Raw genomic sequence first — 2,615 nt, forward strand, 5'->3', positions numbered from 1 at the left:
GATCTTTTCTGTGTGTGGAGTACCTTGGCATTAAAAAGGTATATGCCTCCCCAATTGCTTTAGGATCAGGATTTGTGATGTGATCCCATGGGAAAATACCGGTTCCGGTTCCGGCAACTGTGGCAATTTTGAAAGGTATTCCCGTCAAACCGTCCGATGCAGCAACAGAGATTGTTACACCCACAGGGGCAGCCATTATTACCACCCTTGCCTCCTCTTTCGGGAGGGTGCCGGAAATGGTCATACAAAAGGTCGGCTATGGTTCCGGGAAAAGAGATACCGGCTCAACTCTTCCCAATCTGCTGCGTATAATTCTGGGAGAAGAGATACGAGATCAAAAGAAAAGAGGAACAGCCATTCAAAAAGAAGCCATTCATGTTGTTAAAACCAATGTAGATGACATGAACCCTGAAATTTCAGGATTTTTAATGGAAACCTTGTTTGAAAATAAGGCGCTTGATGTCTGTTATATCCCGGTTCAGATGAAAAAAAACAGACCCGGAATTCAGATTGAGGTGATGTGCCGCAAAGAGGATCTGGATAATATTGTTCACATCATACTCACCCAGACCACATCCATTGGAGTGAGATATCATGAATGTGAACGATCCTTTCTTTTAAGAGAAAAGGCATTTGTCAAAACCTCATTTGGAAAATTGCAGGTAAAAAAAATCACCAATCCAGACAACACTGTTCGGTTTATTCCGGAGTATGATGTGGCAAAAAGGATAGCAATAGAAAAAAGAATTGCGCTGAAAGATGTTTGTAACCAAATTATAGCTGATGCCAACCCTCGTATCCAATCCACCGGACCCAATCCACTTGACAGGGACTGATACAGAATATAGAACTGCAAAATGACCTTACATCAGAAATTCATAATGTTTTTTGCCACAGGATTTTTTTCGGGCAGGATCCCGTTTGCACCCGGAACGTTTGGTACGATTGCAGCGATCCCGTTTGCGCTTGTTCTTTTAATCATTCCTTCATCTTTTTATGGAATTTATATTACAGGTCTAATCCTTGTTGCCATTTATTTTGCAGATCAGGCTGAAAAGATATTGGGGAAAAAAGATCCCGGTTGTATTGTTATTGATGAGATTGCAGGATATGTAGTAACACTGTCAATGGTTCCCGTTAATATCTATACCCTTGTCGCGGGTTTTTTTATATTCAGGTTTTTTGATATTGTGAAATTTGGGCCGGTAAGATATTTTGAAGAGAATTTTTCAGGGGGTGCAGGGGTGGTTTTGGATGATATTATGGCAGGCATTTTTTCTGCAGTTGTGTTAAGAATTCTATATTTATCGGGTATATTTTAGGAGAAAAGGGATGGAGAATAATTTGGAAAAAGAAAAGGCTGTAAAAACGGCAATGAGCCAGATCGAACGTCAATTCGGCAAAGGTTCTATTATGAAACTGGGCGGCAGGGAAGTTGAAGCCGTTCCTGTGATACGAACCGGCTCCCTTGCTCTGGATAAAGCCCTTGGGGTTGGTGGATATCCACGGGGCAGGGTGATTGAAATTTATGGCCCTGAATCTTCGGGGAAGACAACCCTGGCACTCCATGCAGTTGCCCAGGCACAAAAGGATGGCGGGATTGCAGCCTTTGTTGATGCAGAACATGCCCTGGATGTGGCGTATGCCAAGCGGCTTGGAGTGGATTGTGATGAACTTTTAGTGTCCCAGCCCGATACAGGGGAGCAGGCCCTTGAAATTGCGGATATGCTGATCAGAAGCGGCGGCATTGATATCCTGGTTGTAGACTCTGTGGCAGCCCTTGTGCCAAGGGCTGAAATTGAAGGAGACATGGGCGATTCCCACATGGGACTCCAGGCACGACTCATGTCCCAGGCTTTAAGAAAGCTTGCAGGCACCATTGGCAAAACCAATACCACCATCATCTTTATCAACCAGATCCGGATGAAAATCGGTGTGGTCTATGGCAACCCGGAAACCACAACGGGTGGTAATGCCTTGAAATTTTATGCTTCCATGCGTCTTGAAATCAGAAGAGCTTCTCCTATAAAAGAAGGCCAGGAAATTATCGGGAACCGCACTAAGGTAAAGGTTGTGAAAAACAAACTGGCCCCTCCGTTTAAAACTGTGGAATTTGATCTTATGTACGGGGAAGGTATTTCAAGAACAGGAGATCTGCTGGATATGGGTGCTGAGCTTGAGGTTGTTGACAAGAGCGGATCATGGTACTCATTTGAAGGTGAAAGGATTGGTCAGGGAAGAGAGAATGTAAAACTTTTTTTAATTGACAACCCGGACATTTTTGGGAAAATTGAAATGCAAGTCCGTGAAAAGCTTGGGATTGCAGCCCCTGGCAGTAATGATAAGAATAAAGAAACCAATGGTTAAAAGCAATCAGGGCATAATGGTTTAGTGAATTTAGGAGTTGTGATATGACAGGCAATGATGCCAGAAAGATTTTCATCGAGTATTTTAAAAAACACAATCATCAACAGGTAAGATCTTCTTCTCTTGTACCACAGGATGACCCCACCCTTTTGTTTGTGAATGCCGGAATGGTTCAGTTTAAACGTGTGTTCACAGGAGATGAGAAAAGGGATTATTCTATGGCCGTGACCTCTCAAAAATGTGTCAGG

Annotated in this window: 5 protein-coding genes; 4 read left to right on the forward strand and 1 reads right to left on the reverse strand. The window is 43.3% G+C overall.

Annotated features, from left to right (window positions below; translation table 11 throughout):
* Positions 1-205 (reverse strand): hypothetical protein (locus tag K8S13_RS23835; RefSeq protein WP_291466229.1); only part of this gene is annotated, 205 nt, incomplete at its 3' end.
* On the opposite strand from K8S13_RS23835, the gene K8S13_RS23840 reads away from it, so the two are divergent.
* From K8S13_RS23840 to K8S13_RS23855, 4 genes are all read left to right on the forward strand, one after another.
* On the forward strand, positions 120-836 hold the full coding sequence (locus K8S13_RS23840) for a LarC family nickel insertion protein (protein ID WP_291466225.1): 717 nt from the start codon (positions 120-122) through the stop codon (positions 834-836). The two genes, K8S13_RS23835 and K8S13_RS23840, sit on opposite strands and share 86 nt — an antisense overlap.
* A 45-nt stretch (positions 837-881) precedes the next feature.
* Entirely contained in the window at positions 882-1,322 is a 441-nt protein-coding gene (locus K8S13_RS23845) for a phosphatidylglycerophosphatase A (RefSeq protein ID WP_291466226.1), read from the forward strand.
* A 10-nt stretch (positions 1,323-1,332) separates the two neighbouring features.
* Entirely contained in the window at positions 1,333-2,367 is a 1,035-nt protein-coding gene (recA, locus tag K8S13_RS23850; RefSeq protein ID WP_291466227.1) for a recombinase RecA, read from the forward strand.
* 44 nt (positions 2,368-2,411) lie between these two features.
* Positions 2,412-2,615: alanine--tRNA ligase-related protein (locus K8S13_RS23855; RefSeq protein ID WP_291466228.1), on the forward strand; the 204-nt coding region annotated here is incomplete at its 3' end.

The organism is Desulfobacula sp., assembly GCF_021107415.1.